The sequence below is a fragment of the Acinetobacter sp. 24-47-66 genome, from assembly GCF_056779755.1.
Window position 1 is genome coordinate 131,930 of the sequence record NZ_JBWYIL010000007.1, and the last position, 17,171, is coordinate 149,100.

At 38.4% G+C, this 17,171-nt stretch carries 11 protein-coding genes; 8 read left to right on the plus strand and 3 right to left on the minus strand.

Annotated features, from left to right (window positions below; translation table 11 throughout):
• Nucleotides 1-143: 143 nt before the first annotated feature.
• Complete coding sequence (locus tag AC1M84_RS08635; RefSeq protein ID WP_481593416.1) at nucleotides 144-1,109, plus strand: RluA family pseudouridine synthase; 966 nt, start codon at nucleotides 144-146, stop codon at nucleotides 1,107-1,109.
• 126 nt (nucleotides 1,110-1,235) lie between these two features.
• The gene (locus tag AC1M84_RS08640; protein WP_481593397.1) at nucleotides 1,236-1,904 is read left to right on the plus strand and encodes an HAD family hydrolase; all 669 of its coding nucleotides are present in this window, start codon (nucleotides 1,236-1,238) and stop codon (nucleotides 1,902-1,904) included.
• Nucleotides 1,905-1,948: 44 nt separating this feature from the next.
• Here AC1M84_RS08640 and hcaR read toward each other — a convergent pair whose 3' ends face one another.
• Nucleotides 1,949-2,854, minus strand: coding sequence for a DNA-binding transcriptional regulator HcaR (gene hcaR / locus AC1M84_RS08645; RefSeq protein ID WP_481593398.1), 906 nt, complete (start codon nucleotides 2,852-2,854; stop codon nucleotides 1,949-1,951).
• A gap of 681 nt (nucleotides 2,855-3,535) precedes the next feature.
• Between hcaR and AC1M84_RS08650 the strand changes: the two genes are divergently transcribed.
• Nucleotides 3,536-4,657 carry an MBL fold metallo-hydrolase gene (locus AC1M84_RS08650; RefSeq protein WP_481594842.1) on the plus strand — a complete coding sequence of 374 codons (1,122 nt, stop codon included), beginning with the start codon at nucleotides 3,536-3,538 and terminating at the stop codon, nucleotides 4,655-4,657.
• Nucleotides 4,658-4,702: 45 nt separating this feature from the next.
• Here AC1M84_RS08650 and AC1M84_RS08655 read toward each other — a convergent pair whose 3' ends face one another.
• Both AC1M84_RS08655 and AC1M84_RS08660 read right to left on the minus strand, forming a co-directional pair.
• Nucleotides 4,703-6,223 carry a catalase gene (locus AC1M84_RS08655; protein ID WP_035264193.1) on the minus strand — a complete coding sequence of 507 codons (1,521 nt, stop codon included), beginning with the start codon at nucleotides 6,221-6,223 and terminating at the stop codon, nucleotides 4,703-4,705.
• Nucleotides 6,224-6,649: 426 nt separating this feature from the next.
• Entirely contained in the window at nucleotides 6,650-8,887 is a 2,238-nt protein-coding gene (locus tag AC1M84_RS08660) for a fatty acid desaturase (protein ID WP_481594843.1), read from the minus strand.
• A gap of 110 nt (nucleotides 8,888-8,997) precedes the next feature.
• Here AC1M84_RS08660 and AC1M84_RS08665 point away from each other — a divergent pair, with 110 nt between their 5' ends.
• The 5 genes from AC1M84_RS08665 to AC1M84_RS08685 all read left to right on the plus strand — a co-directional run bounded on the left by AC1M84_RS08665 (nucleotide 8,998) and on the right by AC1M84_RS08685 (nucleotide 16,971).
• Entirely contained in the window at nucleotides 8,998-10,014 is a 1,017-nt protein-coding gene (locus AC1M84_RS08665) for an AraC family transcriptional regulator (protein ID WP_481594844.1), read from the plus strand.
• 151 nt (nucleotides 10,015-10,165) lie between these two features.
• Nucleotides 10,166-11,815, plus strand: coding sequence for an acyl-CoA dehydrogenase family protein (locus tag AC1M84_RS08670; protein ID WP_481594845.1), 1,650 nt, complete (start codon nucleotides 10,166-10,168; stop codon nucleotides 11,813-11,815).
• 213 nt (nucleotides 11,816-12,028) lie between these two features.
• Nucleotides 12,029-13,195 carry an efflux RND transporter periplasmic adaptor subunit gene (locus tag AC1M84_RS08675; protein ID WP_481594846.1) on the plus strand — a complete coding sequence of 389 codons (1,167 nt, stop codon included), beginning with the start codon at nucleotides 12,029-12,031 and terminating at the stop codon, nucleotides 13,193-13,195.
• Nucleotides 13,192-15,105: an ABC transporter permease gene (locus AC1M84_RS08680; protein WP_481594847.1), complete on the plus strand. Its 1,914-nt coding sequence runs from the start codon at nucleotides 13,192-13,194 to the stop codon at nucleotides 15,103-15,105. Before AC1M84_RS08675 ends, AC1M84_RS08680 begins: the two co-directional genes overlap by 4 nt.
• A 321-nt stretch (nucleotides 15,106-15,426) precedes the next feature.
• On the plus strand, nucleotides 15,427-16,971 hold the full coding sequence (locus AC1M84_RS08685; protein ID WP_481594848.1) for an MBL fold metallo-hydrolase: 1,545 nt from the start codon (nucleotides 15,427-15,429) through the stop codon (nucleotides 16,969-16,971).
• The last annotated feature ends 200 nt before the right edge of the window (nucleotides 16,972-17,171 follow it).

Sequence of the window (17,171 nt, forward strand, 5' to 3'; positions counted from 1 at the left end):
CACTTACGGCGGTATCCGTGCGCTGACTATAGCAAACCTTAGATCATCTGCCTATGGGCTACACAGACATTTCTAGTCAATTGGGTAGTCTAAATGATCAGTTTTTAATCGAATTTAGTATTTTTTTAGGTCAACGTAACTGTATGAATTCTACGCAAGAATGGCAAAGCGTCACTTGGTTTGAAGTGGATGAGCACCAATTGGGGCAACGCATCGACAATTTTCTATTCGCTCGTCTTAAAGGAGTACCGAAAAGTCGAATCTATCGTTTAATTCGTGAAGGTCAGGTGCGGGTCAACAAAAAGCGTGTGAAAGCGGAAACCAAATTAAATATTGGTGATCAAATCCGTGTTGCACCGATTCGTTATGAACAAAAAGATGAATCTCAAGTTCCAGTATCAGACAAAGTCGCGCAGGGCTTGTTAAGCCGTGTGATTTATGAAGATGAAGGTCTTTTAGTGGTGAACAAACCTTCTGGGATTGCAGTGCACGGTGGAAGTGGTGTGGCGTATGGTTTAATTGAAGGCTTACGCGCAGCGACAGGGAAAAAATATTTAGAACTGATCCACCGTATTGACCGAGATACTTCAGGCTTGGTGATGATTTCTAAAAAGCGTAGCGTGTTAAAAACACTTCAAGATATGCTTCGTGAACACAAGATTCAAAAAACTTATGCTGCTGTGGTGAAAGGCCAAGTCACATTAGACTCACAATTAATCGATGCACCATTACATCGCTATGAGTTAGCCAATGGTGAACGTCGAGTACGTGTATCTAAAGAAGGAAAACCTTCAAAAACCCAATGGAAGGTAGCGGAACGCTTTATGCATGCATCACTCGTGTATGCGTCACCGCTTTCTGGTCGTACACATCAAATTCGTGTACATGGACTCAGTATCGGTCATCCCTTGGTGGGTGATGAAAAGTACGGGCATGAGACGGAATATCGTGGACCTAAACCACGTCGTTTATGTTTACACGCAATGCGCTTAGAGATTCCAGGATATCCAGTAATTGAAGCACCCTTGCCTGAGGATATGCAAAGCCTGGTTGCACAACTTCGCGCACAAAAAGCGGATAAACCTGCAGTGCAGTCTCAACAAGACTGAGTGCGTCTCAGTGGTTGTGTAAAGATCGAATCATTGTGTCATGACGAGGTCATGCAACGATGAGATCTTAATATGTCAATATGATATTTAAATGGCATCTGCCCGATCAAAATTAGGATACAAAATATGACATCAGCGGTAAAACTCATTATTTTTGATTGGGATGGCACCTTATTTGATTCAGTGGGTCAAATTGTTGAAAGTTTAAAATTTGCCGCCAAACAATTTAATCAACCTTTGACTGATGAGGATGCTAAAAGCATTATTGGCTTAGGATTACCTGAAGTTGCGCAAGTTTTATTTCCTCAGGTTCCTGATTTACACGAGGCAATTTTACAATCTTATTCAGCGCATTATGTTGAGCACTCGAAACATGATCGTTGGTTTGATGGTGTTGCTGAAATGTTGCATGATCTCAAAGAGTCAGGTATTCATTTGGCTGTTGCGACAGGAAAAAGTCGTAAGGGGCTAGATCGAGTACTGGGGCAAACTCAGAGTGTGAGTTTGTTTTCAGCGACACGTGCAGCCAGTGAAACAAAATCAAAACCAGATCCGTTGATGTTGGCTGAAATTTTAGCCGAAACTGGTTTTAATGCAGATCAAGCGATAATGGTAGGAGATACTTCATACGATCTTGAAATGGCATTGAATATTCGTATGCCAAGTGTAGGGGTGACGTATGGCGTTCATTTACCTGAGGTATTACAGCAATATCATCCCCTTGCGGTTGTTGATTCCATTGATGAGTTACATCAATTTTTAAAACATGTGATCAAACAGTCTGTTGCGTGTTAAAGCACAGTGAATAAAAAACCTGCTTGATTCAGCGGGTTTTTTATTCACGATGAACTTTGATTAAAGTCTAAATAAAAGACTTTTGAGAGTAACTCCATAAATTTTTGCACAGCAATACCAGTGGCATTTTTGCGATAACTTACAAAGAGATCGAGCGAAGGTAGCTCTACATCGAGTGGTCGAGTCACACTATTTTCCAAGAGAAGTGGCACAATATAGCCAGGAAGAATCGTACACCCTAAGCCAATACCAATAGAGTTAATGTTAAACAAGATATTGTCAGCTTTTTGAACAATTTTAAAAGAAACGCCATTTTGTTCAGCAAAGCCTAGAATGGTGTCATGTAAGGTTTTAGATTGCTCATCTGAAGGGATCACAAAATCAATGCCATCAAGCGCTTTTACAGGAATACGCTCGTACTTTGCCAAAGGGTGATCTTTAGGCAGAATAAAAACTAAAGGCTCACGGAGTACAAAGCGACTCTCGATCTCTTCAGAATCTAAACGTTGACGAGTAAAAGTAATGTCCAATTCACCTTTCTTTATGCCTTTGAATTGCTCAATATTATTTAAGCTTTGTAATTCAATTTTTAATTCGGGATTTTGAACACGTAAGTTAGGTAATACATAAGGAAAGATTTTCATTTCTGCAACTGGCACAAAACCAATGCGTAGCATTTTTTGTTTTGCTTTAGACACTTGGCGCGCCATATTAATTGCTTTTTCTGCTTGAGCAATAGTGAGTCTCGCCTGTTCCAGAAACACAGCGCCTTCTTCGGTCAATTCAACTTTTCGTTTGGTACGATTTAGTAAACGCACACCAACATCTTCTTCTAAATCTTTGATTTGTTGGCTGAGTGAAGGCTGTGCTGTGTAGAGCTTAAGTGCAGCTTTGCTAAAATTAAGCTCTTCTGCAACTGTAATAAAATAGCGCAAATGCCGTAATTCCATATAGCCTTCCAGAGAATAATCTAAAAAATGTCTTAATGTTGCTAAAGATGAGTATAAGTGAAATTGATCAATAAGTAGATGTATTTTGGTATTTAGTTAGTGAATGAAGCATTTTTTTGTATTTTAAAATTCACATGCATTTAATTTCTTACTTAGATAGAAATTCTACATTTCAAGATCGAACTCTCATCGCGAATGAGTGACTGATTTGTATAGGTTTAGAAAAGATTGTATCTATTAAAGTTGAAACCAATTGTTTCGGCTTTAAGTCTATGAAAAATAATAATGTAGAGAAAAGTACGTTGAAGCTTTGGGAGATCAGTTGTTCAGCGTTAAGTCACATCCTAAACAAAATTTAACTTCCTCTATTTAAGATTTCTGTGGGTGATTAAAAAAACATCAAAAATCAGAAAAAAACAACAAAATCATAAACAAAAAGAAAGTCTGAGTTGTATATGATGAATAATATAGGGATGATTGGTGGTCTATTTCACAATTTATTGATGAAATTATAACCACTTCATGGGAATTGAGATTGATGTTGTCTTAAATGAAACACGAACAGTGTATCTTTTAAAAACATAATTTAAAAATGCGAATAGATGATGAACATAATCTATTTATATAACTGAATAATCAACTATTTCAAAATCGCTTCGGTTTAAGGTGCTTACATTTATTATGTCTAATTTGACTGATATTCCAACGACGACTTCGAGTAATCCAGAGTCTACACTTGTTGTTGGACGGAAGCCGCAGAATTCTAATCTGCACTATCAACTAAAGACTGAAGATTGTATTCGGCATGTGTGGTTTAAACCAAAACTTAAATTGGTTTCACTGGATCACCATAACGGGCAAAGATTCGTTAATCAGGAACCACGTCCTGCACAGCTCAACCAATGGAATTTATATAAATGGTTGATGGCTCGTAAAAGCTTTACCTGGCAAGGTGATTTCGCGAAAGAGCAACAGGATTTTATTCAAACCAAACGTGCTAAGCCTGAGTCTCGTCCGCATGTAGATTTAGAAGATTGGCAAGTATGGTTTGTTGGTCATGCTACGGTTTTAATTCAAATTGGTCCATATAACTTCTTAACCGACCCTGTATGGGCAGATTATGTAAGCCCAAAGCATGGGAGTGGACCGAAACGTGTTATCCCTGCAGGGATTGCACTTGAAGATTTACCACAGATTCACGCAGTATTACTCAGTCATAATCACTATGATCATATGGATTTAGCGAGTTTGAATTGGCTACATCAAAAATTTGCTATGCCGATCTATACAGGTCTAGGAAATGCAGCCTATTTGCCGAAAGCATTTCATGTGATTGAGATGGATTGGTGGCAGTCTGCCTTATTCAAAGATTTTAAAATTGTCTACACGCCTGCCCAACATGGTTCTGGTCGAGGGCTTCGTGATCAAAACCTTGCATTATGGGGTGGTTTTTCAATTTTATCTGAGCATGGTCATTGTTACTTTGCTGGTGATACAGGCTATGCACAACATTTTAAAGAGATTCACCAGCGCTTAGGTGCACCAAGGATTGCTTTACTGCCAATCGGTGCATATGAACCAAGAGTATTGATGCAATATCTACATATGAATCCTGCTGATGCATTCCAAGCACATATAGATTTACACGCAAAACGTTCATTAGCGATTCACTATCGTACTTTTCAGTTAACAGATGAAGATCGGAATCAACCTGAGTTGGATCTGCACCAAGCGATGAAAAATGCATCTAAATTTATCAGTCCATTTTATTGTATTCGGGAAGGTAAAAAACTAATTGTTTGAATAAAAAAACCGCTGATAACAGCGGTTTTTTTATGGAGATATTAATTAAAGTAGGCCAGGATTTCCTTGTGCTGGGTCAGTTGCACGTGCAGCCTGTGCATCAGCTACGGTCATGCCTAATGCTTTTGCAACACCCTCGCCATATGCTGGGTCACAAGCATAGCAGTTACGAATATGACGATACTTAATGAAATCTAATGCATCGCCCATTGCTGCGGCTGTATTGTCAAATAAAGCCTGTTTTTGCTGATCATTCATGAGATTGAATAATGCGCGTGGTTGACTGAAATAGTCATTGTCATCTTCGCGGTAATCCCAGAAATCTGCCGCACCAGAAATTTTTAATGGTGGCTCTTTATATTGTGGCTGTTCCTGCCATTGGCTGAAACTATTTGGTTCATAGTGTGGTAAAGCACCGTAGTTACCATCAGTACGACCTTGACCATCGCGACGGTTTGAGTGAACAGGGCAACGGGGTGCATTCACTGGAATTTGATAATGGTTAACACCAACACGGTAGCGTGCAGCATCTGCATAGTTGAACAGACGTGCTTGAAGCATACGGTCAGGTGAGAAGCTGATGCCTGGCACTAAGTTACTTGGAGCAAAGGCAGCTTGTTCTACGTCTTGGAAGTAGTTTTCAGGGTTACGATTAAGTTCGAATTCACCGACTTCGATCAAAGGATAGTCACCTTTAGGCCATACTTTGGTTAAGTCAAATGGGTGATATGGAACTTTCTCTGCATCTAGCTCAGGCATGATTTGGACGTACATTTTCCATTTCGGGAAATCACCACGTTCAATCGCATCAAATAAGTCAGTTTGAGAGCTTTCGCGATCTTTCGCAATAATCGCTTCAGCTTCTGCATCAGTTAAATTCTTAATGCCTTGTTGCGTGCGCATATGGAATTTAACCCAGAAGCGTTCGTTGTTGGCATTAATGAAACTGAAGGTATGGCTACCAAAACCATGCATGTGACGGTAACCATCTGGGATACCGCGGTCTGACATGACAATCGTCACTTGATGTAATGCTTCTGGAAGTAAAGTCCAGAAATCCCAGTTGTTGGTTGCACTACGTTTGTTGGTTTTAGGATCGCGTTTTACTGCTTTGTTTAAGTCAGGGAACTTACGCGCATCACGTAAGAAGAAAACTGGAGTGTTATTACCTACTAAATCCCAGTTACCTTCTTCAGTGTAGAATTTCATTGCGAAACCGCGGATATCACGTTCAGCATCTGCTGCACCACGTTCGCCAGCAACTGTAGAGAAGCGCACAAAAATATCGGTTTTTTTACCGATTTCAGAGAATAATTTAGCGCGAGTATATTGCGTAATATCATGGGTAACAGTGAAGGTACCAAATGCCCCAGAACCTTTCGCGTGCATACGACGCTCAGGAATCACTTCACGAACGAAGTTACCTAGTTTTTCATTCAGCCATAAATCTTGTGCAAGTAAAGGACCACGTGCACCTGCTGTCATACTGTTTTGGTTGTCTACTACAGGAGCACCAGCATCAGTTGTTAAGTGGGTGACAGGACATTTTTTTGAGTCATCGCTCATATTCATTCTCCATTTATAATATATGTCTTTCTTGATGGTTGGCTGAGCATTCACTTTTATAAGATCTAGCGCTTCCAATACCAGAGACATGAACCGTTTTGTTCGATCATTCTAAAGCAACATTGTGACAAGAATGTGTGTTTTATTGAGTTTACAAATTCATCATAAATCATGATGCGTTCAATTGGAGAGTTTAATTTGTAAATAAAATTCCAATTACCCTCATATAAATTAAGGGTTTATTTGAATATTCACCAATAGAATATTTGGTTCAGGTTAAAAGGATTTAACGATGATTTACAGTAAGGTTTTGGTTGTGCAATTCTTGGATATGAATCATAAGTTTGGTTGTTTAAGTGTTTGAATCGTGCTGTCATGAAGCATTGCATGATTACTTCATGACGGCGATTAACTTAATAATCTTTGTTAAACATCAAGCACAATGATTGGTGAGCGAGCCACAGTGTTGCATAGCGTAATGCGATGTTGAATAGTGGATGAATCAACTTCTAACTGAGTTTGACCTTCCAATTTAGTGCATACACAGGCTTTGCATAAACCTTGTTGACAACCGCTTGGCAGTTTTAAACCAGCTTGACGCGCGGCTTCAAGTAAAGTGACATTGCCTTGAATGTCGATACTTGTATTACTTTTTTTGAAAATTACTCGACGTGTAACACCATCAGACTCAAAACTGAGAGGAGCAGGTTTAAAATTTTCTGTGTGAAATGCTGCTGCTTTAACGCCTGCTTGAATAAGTTGTTGGCGAGCAGAATCGATTAATGCTTGAGGGGCGCAGGCATATACGTGTTGGCATTTAAAATCTCGAATATAAGGTTGGAAAATTTCAAGACTAAAACGTCCTTGTCGTAAATCAGATGCCGACTCGTTCTGAACTTTGGAGCAGATAAAGTGAACATTCAAATTCGAATGCCCCGAGATTTGACGAATCTCATTTTCAAACAAAATAGAATTTTCATCGTGGTTAAAGTAAAACAAATGAGCTTCAGCTTTACTTTCGATACGCTGATATTTTCTTAACATACTTAAAATTGGTGTAATACCGACTCCTGCTGCGATAAAGATTAACTTCGGCGGAAGGGTGTCTAAAACAAAATCAGGTGTAGATTGTGGTGGACTTACAATCGTCACCTCTGTATTTACAGGAACATGATCATGAATATAGTGAGAAACAATGCCAGCAGGTGTACGTTTCACTGCTATTTCAAAATAGCCATCTGCGGTTTGGCTTTCATGCAATAAGCTGTATTGACGAATATAAGTTTGCCCATTTATTTCAAAGCTTAATGAAATAAATGCACCTGCCTGCCATTTTAAATGTTCCCAGCCTTGAGGCTTGCTCATTTTAAGTGTTTTGACTTGACCATTAAGCTGTATTTCGACTTGTACAACTTTTGCCGACGCATTATAGAACTGTGGCTTGTGTAAATATGTCATGGTTGAGGGTGGCTGATATTGAATTCCTCGTTTGATACGTTTTAATAATTCTTTTGGTCGAATGAGTAATTTGAAAGGGTTATTTTTTTCTTGATTACCAAAAGGTAGAGTTCTTTTAATGAGGCTGAGCGGTATCGCTGGAATCAGCTTTTCCATGGGTGAATTGTGATAAGGCAAATGATATTTTTCACAAATACTACGTACTACAGCTTTGATTTGTCTTTGACGATTACATGCTAAATCTGGAAATAAATGATGTTCAAGATGTGTATCTAATCCGCCATAAAAGATTTCAAATGGAGGTGGATTTGGATACAGGACCTCTTCATCAAGGATTTTTTTGAGAAACTGATCCAGCGGTGCATATGGGATAAAATTGGTGGTACTTTTAATCTGTCGTATGAAATATTCTTCTTGCGTCTCATCAGGTCCAGGATCTGAATAAAGCTCCAAATTTTCAGCGTGATGTTCTAAGAAGAGGATATGAAGTAAAAAACCATAGCCTATCGTCGTTGTAAGATAATTTCCGATAAAAACAGGTAATTTTTTTGACCATTTTGCAGCGACAGGTGCTTCAATAAACTGTTTTTGAGCATGAGCTTTTATGAGACGAAGTGATTGAGTAAAGGTTTCTTTGGAAAGGATCTTTCGACCTTCTGTACGTGCTGCTGATGTGGCTGTATAGAGTGTGAAATAGTAGGATGGAGTGATCATCAGCGCACTGTAAATTAGCAATTGAACACTGTGATGCCCGTACCAGCTTTGACCTGCCAAGCTTCTTAAAAAGGAATACCCTAAATCATGATCTTTGCCAACGATGTTGGTAAATGGATGATGATTTTGATGATGCATGACGCGCCATTCACGAGGATCAGTCACAAAGTCCCATACCCAGCGTTCTGAATGAAACTCGGTTGCTTGGGGGAGGTGATCATAACTTCCGTGCATGATGTTATGACCGAGCTCTGAAAATTCGAGTAGGGTGTGTAAACAACCCAGAATAATGCCCCGTCCCCAAGATTCTAAACTTATACATTCACGAATAAGTTGCTCACTGCGTAATTTTATAGCCTTTGAATATGCAGCAACATTTCGAATATGATCAATATCTTGGTCGTTCATCTCGGCTTTGGTTTTTTGATATAACGCCGTGAGTTCATTGACCAGGCTTTGCTGTTCCTCAACAAGATTGGCATACATGTTCATAAAAATTCCATTTTCTTTTATTTATGAATATAAGAGATTGAATTCACTTGTAGAATGATAATTAAACAGTTAAATTTGACATTAGATGACAAATAAAAACGCGAATAATGATGCTTAATTCATGGAAGTTTTTAAGGGAAGCGAATACAGCTCGGGTACTATGTCATGTTGCAGAAAGCTACGGTATTACTTTTGAGCAATGCCTAGAAAATACACAACTGACGAAACAAGATCTTTATCAAGAAAATTTTGAAATCCAAGAGCGAAATGAATTACAGATCATCAGAAATATTCTGAATCTAATCTCTGATGAACATCCCATTGCGCTCGAAGCTGGGCTTCGACATCACACCACCACATTAGGGGCTTGGGGATTTGCAATTTTAAGTAGTGCCAATGTCAGAGAAGCGTTGCTGATCGCGATACGATATCTGAAATTAGGCGCAATTTTTTCTGATGTGGCCTTGCAAGAAGATGGTGAATTTACACATTTAAATTTATTCCATCATGATCTAAGTGCTGATATGCAATTATTTATTTTAGAAAGAGATATTGCCACGATCATCACACTTCAAAATGATATTCTTGGTGCTCAATTACCCTTTCAGATAGATTTAGCGATGACCAAGCCTTGCTATGCAAACCAGATAGAAGGCTTAACAGGCTATCCTATTTTTTATGATAAACCACAAAGTCGAATCACGATTCAATCTGAATTGTTGCTTACCCCATTGCGTCAAGCTGATGACTTCACTTTTATGCGTTATCAAAAAGAGTGTGAGCATGTATTTCGACGCCGAAAAAGCTTAGGGGACTATAGTAAAAAAATACGTGAGTTTTTATTAAAAAATGCATCCCAAATGCCGACGATTGAAGATATATCCAAAGCTTTAGCTGTCAATGTTCGTACCATTCAGCGCAATTTAGCCAATGAAGGGATTACGTTTCACCAATTGGTTAAAAATTTACGTGAGGATTTGGCAGATGATTTGTTGCTGGGTACTGATCTTACAATAGATCAAATTTCTGAACGGTTGGGTTATGCTGAAGTATCTGTATTTTCTAGAGCATTCAAGCGCTGTAAGGGTATGCCACCAGCAAAATATCGAAAGATGATGCAACAATAGTAAGACATAATACTGAGATCATATTAAGACGTTGATAAAAATTTAATGATAATTCAAGTCATCATTTGCACTAGATAATCTACTTTCAAAAGCTATACTCGATAATATAAATAATGAAGTTATAGATAAAAATTCCAAAGAGGGTTCGTTTATGTCGGCATGGATGACACATCAAATACATAATCAATTTGATGAGCTTCAAGATTACAATCTATATATAACAGATCCAATCTTACAAGAAATCTTACAGCGTTATGGCAGTAGAAACTCAGTCCATTTAAGTGAGTTTGGTGCAGTCGTAGGTTGTGAAAGCTTTTATCACCATGCTGATCTTGCCAATAAACATCCTCCTATTTTACATAGTTTTGATGCTCGAGGTAGGCGGGCAGATTTTGTTGAATTTCATCCTTCATGGCACAAATGGATGGCGTTAAATCGTAAATATGCGGTTCATGCACATCCTTTTCTAAATTTCACTCAAGAATCTGGTTGGGTGGATTGGGCAGCAAAATTCTTCCTCAGTGGTCAAGTGGAGTGTGGAAACTTATGTCCAAACTCAATGACCTTGGGCAGCATTCCATTGATTCAAAAAGAACCTGAGCTGTGGAAAAAGCTAGGAGATAAACTTTTATCCACTGAATATGATGAACGTGATTTACCAATTGCTCAGAAAAAATCGATTTGGATTGGAATGGGCATGACTGAAAAGCAGGGTGGTTCTGATGTGCGTGCTAATGAAACGACAGCTGTTCCAGTTGGGCAGTCTGGAAGAGGACAAGCTTATTTACTAACTGGGCATAAATGGTTTTTTTCAGCACCTATGTGCGATGCACATTTGGTTGTTGCTAAAACTGAGCATGATGGCTTGGCATGTTTCTTTGTTCCGCGATGGTTGGAAGATGGCACAAAAAATGCGATTCATATTCAACGACTCAAAGAGAAGGTTGGAAATCGCAGCAACTCTAGCTCTGAGGTCGAATTTAAAGAGGCTTGGGGCATTATGATGGGGGAGGCTGGACGCGGCATTCCAACGATTATTGAAATGGCAAACTATACCCGATTAACGTGTGCGGTAGGTTCAAGTGGCATTATGCGTCAGGCCCTAGTACAAAGCATTGCCTATACACGTCAACGTCAAGCATTTGGTAAGAGACTCATTGAGCAACCATTAATGCGGTCGGTGCTCACAGATCTTGCTTTAGAGACTGAAGCGGCAATGCAGTTGAGTTTCCATTTGGCTCATTGTTATGAACATGACAGTGAACTTTGTTTGGCATGGAAACGTATCATGACACCAGCAGCAAAATTTTGGGTTTGTAAAAGAGCAGTAGAAATGACTGGTGAAATGATGGAAGTCTTTGGTGGCAATGGCTACGTTGAACATGGCATCATGGCTCGTCTCTTTAAAGAAGCACCTGTGAACACCATTTGGGAAGGGTCAGGTAATGTCATGTGTCTCGATGTGCTTCGTGCTATTTCACGTGATCCTGAATCAATCGAGCATTTATTTAAAGATTTAGCATCTACTGCAAGTCACGACAAAATACTTAATGAAGAGTTGCAGGGACTGTTTAGATTATTTCATCAGGAACCTGATGATTTACAATTTATGGGGAGAAGCTTAGTCAGTCGTTTGGTTGTGCTCTCTCAAGCAGTATTGCTGAAACGTTATGCGCCAGATTTTATTGCCAATGCTTTTATTGCGACGCGTTATCAAAAATTTCATGGTCAAGTGGTGGGAATGCTTGATCCTAAACAAGTAGATGTGACCTCAATTTTAAATCGAGCATTTGCCGCTTAATTATTTTCCAAAACCCTTTTCTGATAGACAGCCAACACATAGATGCGGTTGGCTGTTATCGATACATAAAAATAAATAAGTACGACAGTGTGAAAAAATAGAATTCACTAGAATCGTGTCATTAAAAATTTTTAAATTTTGATCATATTAAAGTGAATAAAACATGTTGATCAAAAGTTATCTCCTCAATAAAGATTATTCGTCATTATGCACATGCAAAAAAAATCAAAAAAATTAAAGTATTTTTTGGTCTTAGTGGTATTGGTTGCTTTAGCTCTTTCTGTTTATTTCTATATTCAGTCACAAAAAAAGCAGCCAGAACCGCAGACCGTTGAAGTCACTCAAGGTGATCTAACGCAGATTGTTAAAGCCACAGGTGAAATTTATGCATCTGATATTGTCTCCGTGGGTGCACAAGTCTCAGGTCAAATTCAAAAGCTGTATATCAAGTTAGGACAGGATGTAAAAAAAGGCGAATTAATCGCTGAAATTGACTCGACAACACAGTTGGACAAGCTCAATACCAGTAAAGCCGAACTTGAAGCTGCGAAGGCAGACTTGGCAGCGAAACGTGTCGCTTTACAAACTTTAAAACAAAACTATCAGCGTAAATTAACCTTATACAAAGCTGAAGCAGGCTCTCGTGAAGAGCTCGAACAGGCGAATAATCAGCTTAAACAAGCGATTGCAGATGTTGAGTCAAATGAATATCGGCTGAAACAATTACAGATTAATGTGAATACAGCACAAACTGAATTGGGCTACACACAGATTCGCTCTCCATTGACGGGTACCGTGGTTTCCATGCCTGTTGAAGCTGGTCAAACCATTAACTTTGCACAAACGACACCTTTGATCGCGACGATCGCCAACTTGAATAAGATGGAAATCCGAATGCAGGTCGCAGAAGGTGACTACACTAAATTAAAAGAAAACATGCCAGTTAAATTTAGCACCTTGGCAGACCCCAATGTGAAATTAGATGGTGTGATTCAAAGTATTGATCCTGCTTTAACGACCCTGACCAAAGGAACTTACGACGATAAAAATGAAAATGCGAATGCAGCAGTGTTCTACTATGCAAGAATGTTGGTGGACAACCCTGAGCGTAAACTCAGTATCGGTATGACAACCCAAAATGACATTATTGTAAATCAAAAAAAGAATGTGCTGAAAATTCCGAAAACAACGGTGATTGGATATGGATCAGATGCCATGGTTTACCTCTATCAACCTGATACAAAACCTCAACCAAGAAAAGTCGTGACTGGAATTTCTGACTCAAATGATATTGAAATCAAGTCTGGTTTAAAGTTGGGTGAAAAAATTTTGGCAGAGGCACCTGACGATAGTGCGAATACATCAGGCGATACTCAATGAGTTTGATTGAACTAAAAAAAATAAATAAATTTGTAGGTCCAGAAAATAATCAACAACACATCCTAAAAGATGTCAGTCTCAGTATTGAACAGGGTGAGTTTATTTCGATTATTGGGCAATCAGGTTCAGGTAAGTCTACTTTAATGAATTTACTTGGATGTTTGGATCAAGCCTCTTCAGGACAGTTTCTGTTTCGTGGACAAGATATTTTCTTATTGAGTAATGATGAGCTTTCATCGTTACGTTTAAAAAGTTTTGGGTTTGTGTTCCAACGCTATAATTTATTGAATGCTTTATCTGCTTTAGAGAATGTCGCCTTGCCCGCGATTTATTCAAATTTGAATGCAGAAAACCGTGCAGATCGAGCACTGCAACTTTTAGCTCAGCTCGGTTTAGCTGATAAGAGTGACAATAAACCCAATGAAATGTCGGGTGGACAGCAGCAACGAGTCAGTATTGCCCGCGCACTTATGAATGGTGGTGAGGTTATTTTAGCCGATGAACCCACAGGCGCTTTGGATTCTGAAAGTGGTGAAATGGTCTTGCAAATTTTGGAAGATCTACACCGTCAAGGGCATACGATTATTTTAGTTACTCATGATAAAAGTATTGCAGAACGTGCAGATCGTGTCATTGAAATTAAAGATGGACGCATTCTTTCGGATACGCAGCGTAAATCTTTAGGGCAAGTTTCTCCATCAAAAGTTTTTCATGCGGATATGAAATTCAGCTTTGTTTCCCAAGTCTATGAAGCGATGAAAATGTCTTTGCATTCAATTTTCGCCAATCGTTTAAGGTCTTTTTTGACCATGCTAGGGATTATTATTGGCATTTGCTCAGTCACCATTGTCATTGCCATTGGTAATGGCGCAAAAGAAAAGTTTTTGAATGATTGGGGAGGATTGAAAACAGCAACACTTGAGATTTATCCTGGTGGAACAGCTTTAGCTACATCTGCCAGCCGTTTAAATATGGATGATTTAAATGCACTCAATGAGATGAAAGAAATTATCCATGTTTCTCCACATGTCAGTTTAAGTGGGAACATGATTTATCAAAATCGTAATATTGATGTGAGTGCAACAGGTGCAGATGGTTTTTATTTAAAAATTAGAAACATGAAAGTTCAACATGGTCGCTTTTTTACACAGAGCGATGTTGAACAGCGTTCCCAAATCGTAGTGATTGATAAGCAAGCTGCTGAAAAGTTATTTGGACAGCAAAAATTAGCTTTAGGTAAAACAGTCTTATTTAATAAGCGTTCTTATGAAGTTGTTGGAATCGCTGAACCTCAATATAGCTCAGGTTCTTCACAAATTTGGATGCCTTATAATGTATTGATGTCACAAATTTCAAGTAGTGATAATGTCAATCTGCTGACTGCGGTACTACATCAAAATACTGACTCAGTGAAAGCCGAAAAGAAAGTGAGGCAACTATTGATTGCTCGTCATGGTGTGGAGGATTTTGATATATATAACAGCGATGAGTCTATGAAGTCCTTTGAAAAATATTTAGGAACGATGACTTTCTTTATTTCTGCAGTAGCCTTCATTTCATTGGTCGTAGGTGGCGTTGGTGTGATGAATATCATGCTCGTTTCTGTGACCGAGCGAATTAAGGAAATTGGCTTACGAATAGCAGTTGGTGCGCGCCAAAGTGATGTGCAGGCTCAGTTTTTGATTGAATCTGCAGTTTTATGTTTATTTGGTGGCGTAATTGGTGTTGCGATCGCCTTGATCGCCAGTTTTATTTTTAATGCGATTAGCTCAGATTATAAGATGGTATTTTCATGGTCAGTTGCTATTATCGCACTGCTATTTTCAACGTTGGTTGGTTTGATCTTTGGTTATATGCCCGCTAAACGTGCTGCAAACTTAAAACCAATTGAAGCCTTAGCCCATGAATAAGAAAAAATTAGAGATGGCTGTTCAGAGAGTATTGTCTGTATTAACAGGAATTCCAAGTTAGAGATACTAAAGTTAACATTTTTTATCGTGGAATTTATTGTTGCAAATCAGTCTAATATTTTAACTGAAAATTCGATTTTTTTACTTACTAAACCGTAAGTACTTCTCATCCTTCTTCTGCCTCAATAAGCTGTTAATTCGCCTTGTTACACTGCCACATCCGCAGTATGACGAGGGGAAATATGGCACTTTTGCTTTAAAGCTTATTTAAAAAATAAAGATCAATAAGAACCATAGATAAATTTATCTCATGAGGCTGATATGACAAAACTCCTAACCACTAGTTTATTTGTGACCACCATTGCTTTAAGTGGCTGTAATGATTCTGATGATAAAAGTCCAAAAGATTCATCAAATCCATCTCCACTCACTTTGCAGACTTATACTCCTGGAGAGGATGCTGTTTTTGCCGTTGCATCAACTTTAATTTCAGGAAAAAAAGATGCTATTTTGGTCGATGCTCAATTTCAGAATCAATACGCTAAAGACGTAGTCAATCTGATTAAGAAATCAGGTAAAAATTTAAAATATATTTATATTTCCCATAGTGATCCTGACTATTATTTTGGAACCAATGAAATTTTAAAAGCATTTCCAAATGCTAAGGTTGTTTCAACCGCGCAGACAGCTTATTTGATACAAGCCTCTAAAGAAGATAAGTTATCAGTTTGGCAGCCACAATTAGCAAAAGGCGATGCTCCTGAAAAGATTATTATTCCTGAAGCCTTAAATTCAGGATATATGGAATTAGATGGGCAAAAGATTCAAGTCCAACTTGATCCAGAAGATTCCGCACATAGTTTCCTATGGATTCCAAGTTTAAAAACGGCATTGGGTGGTATTTCGGTCGCTTATGGTGAGCATTTGTGGATGACCGATACCAGTGGTGTGCAAGGGATCGATCTTTGGAAGAAGCAAATTGATAAAATACTGAGTTTAAATCCTGAAAAAGTGATCCCAGGTCATTATGTAAAAAGTGACTTTTCACCTAAGCCATTGGATTGGATTAAAGGGTATTTAACGAACTTTAAAACAGCAGTTACTGAAAATCAAAGCTCGGAGGGGATTTTTGGATATATGAAAGCAAAGTATCCAGATCTTGAGTCGAGTGAAGAAGTGCTAAAAATGTCTGCACAAGTATTTGCCAAAGAAACCGATTGGAAAGTTGCATCTCCTTATCCGCCAATAGGACAAAAAATTCAAGTCGATTTTACGAGTTTGAAATTTGATCTTGATGTCAAAGACCATAAAAACCTAACTTTTACAGGTGCCGCAGATCTTTCTGAAGCGGTAAAATACACACCTGTTGAGATTGCTAAAAATATTTTTATGGTTTATTGGCATGAGGATAAATCAGGAGATAATGTCGTTCATATTCAAGATTATAATCGAAATATCGTTTACACCAACATTGCTGGGAATGATGGAACAATTCATCTTAAAGGCAAAATACAGGGTGTCAAAGGTGTAATCAAGGACATCGGTTTACAACAAGCCTTGAACAAACCATTCTTCGCTATTGGACAGACTTTGGTGTTAAACATCAATGGTCAAACGCAGCATCTTGAATTCAAAGACCAAGGTCTTTTAAATATCACATCAGGACAAAATACATCTGCCAATATTAAATATTTAGCCACACAGGTTGGACCTGAGCAGTTTATGGTGTATTGGGCAGATGATGCGACTAAAGAAAATGTTGTATTAGTCATCGATCAAAAGCAAAAGATCGTTTACCAAAATATCGCAATGCCAGATGGAAAATTTAATCATCATCGAGGTACATTTAGTCTTCTACCGAAATAATGATGATTTAGTCCTTTCTATGCTGTGTAAGAGCATCTTCGGGTGCTCGAGTTATTGATCAATTTAACATAGAAAAATGGCAGAGCTAATCTTAAACATTGTATGCATACGATGAATGTCATTGAAAAAACCATTATGAATTTGCTTGTATAATGTACAAAAAAGCGTAATATCGCTTTCCCATCATCTAGGGTGGTTAA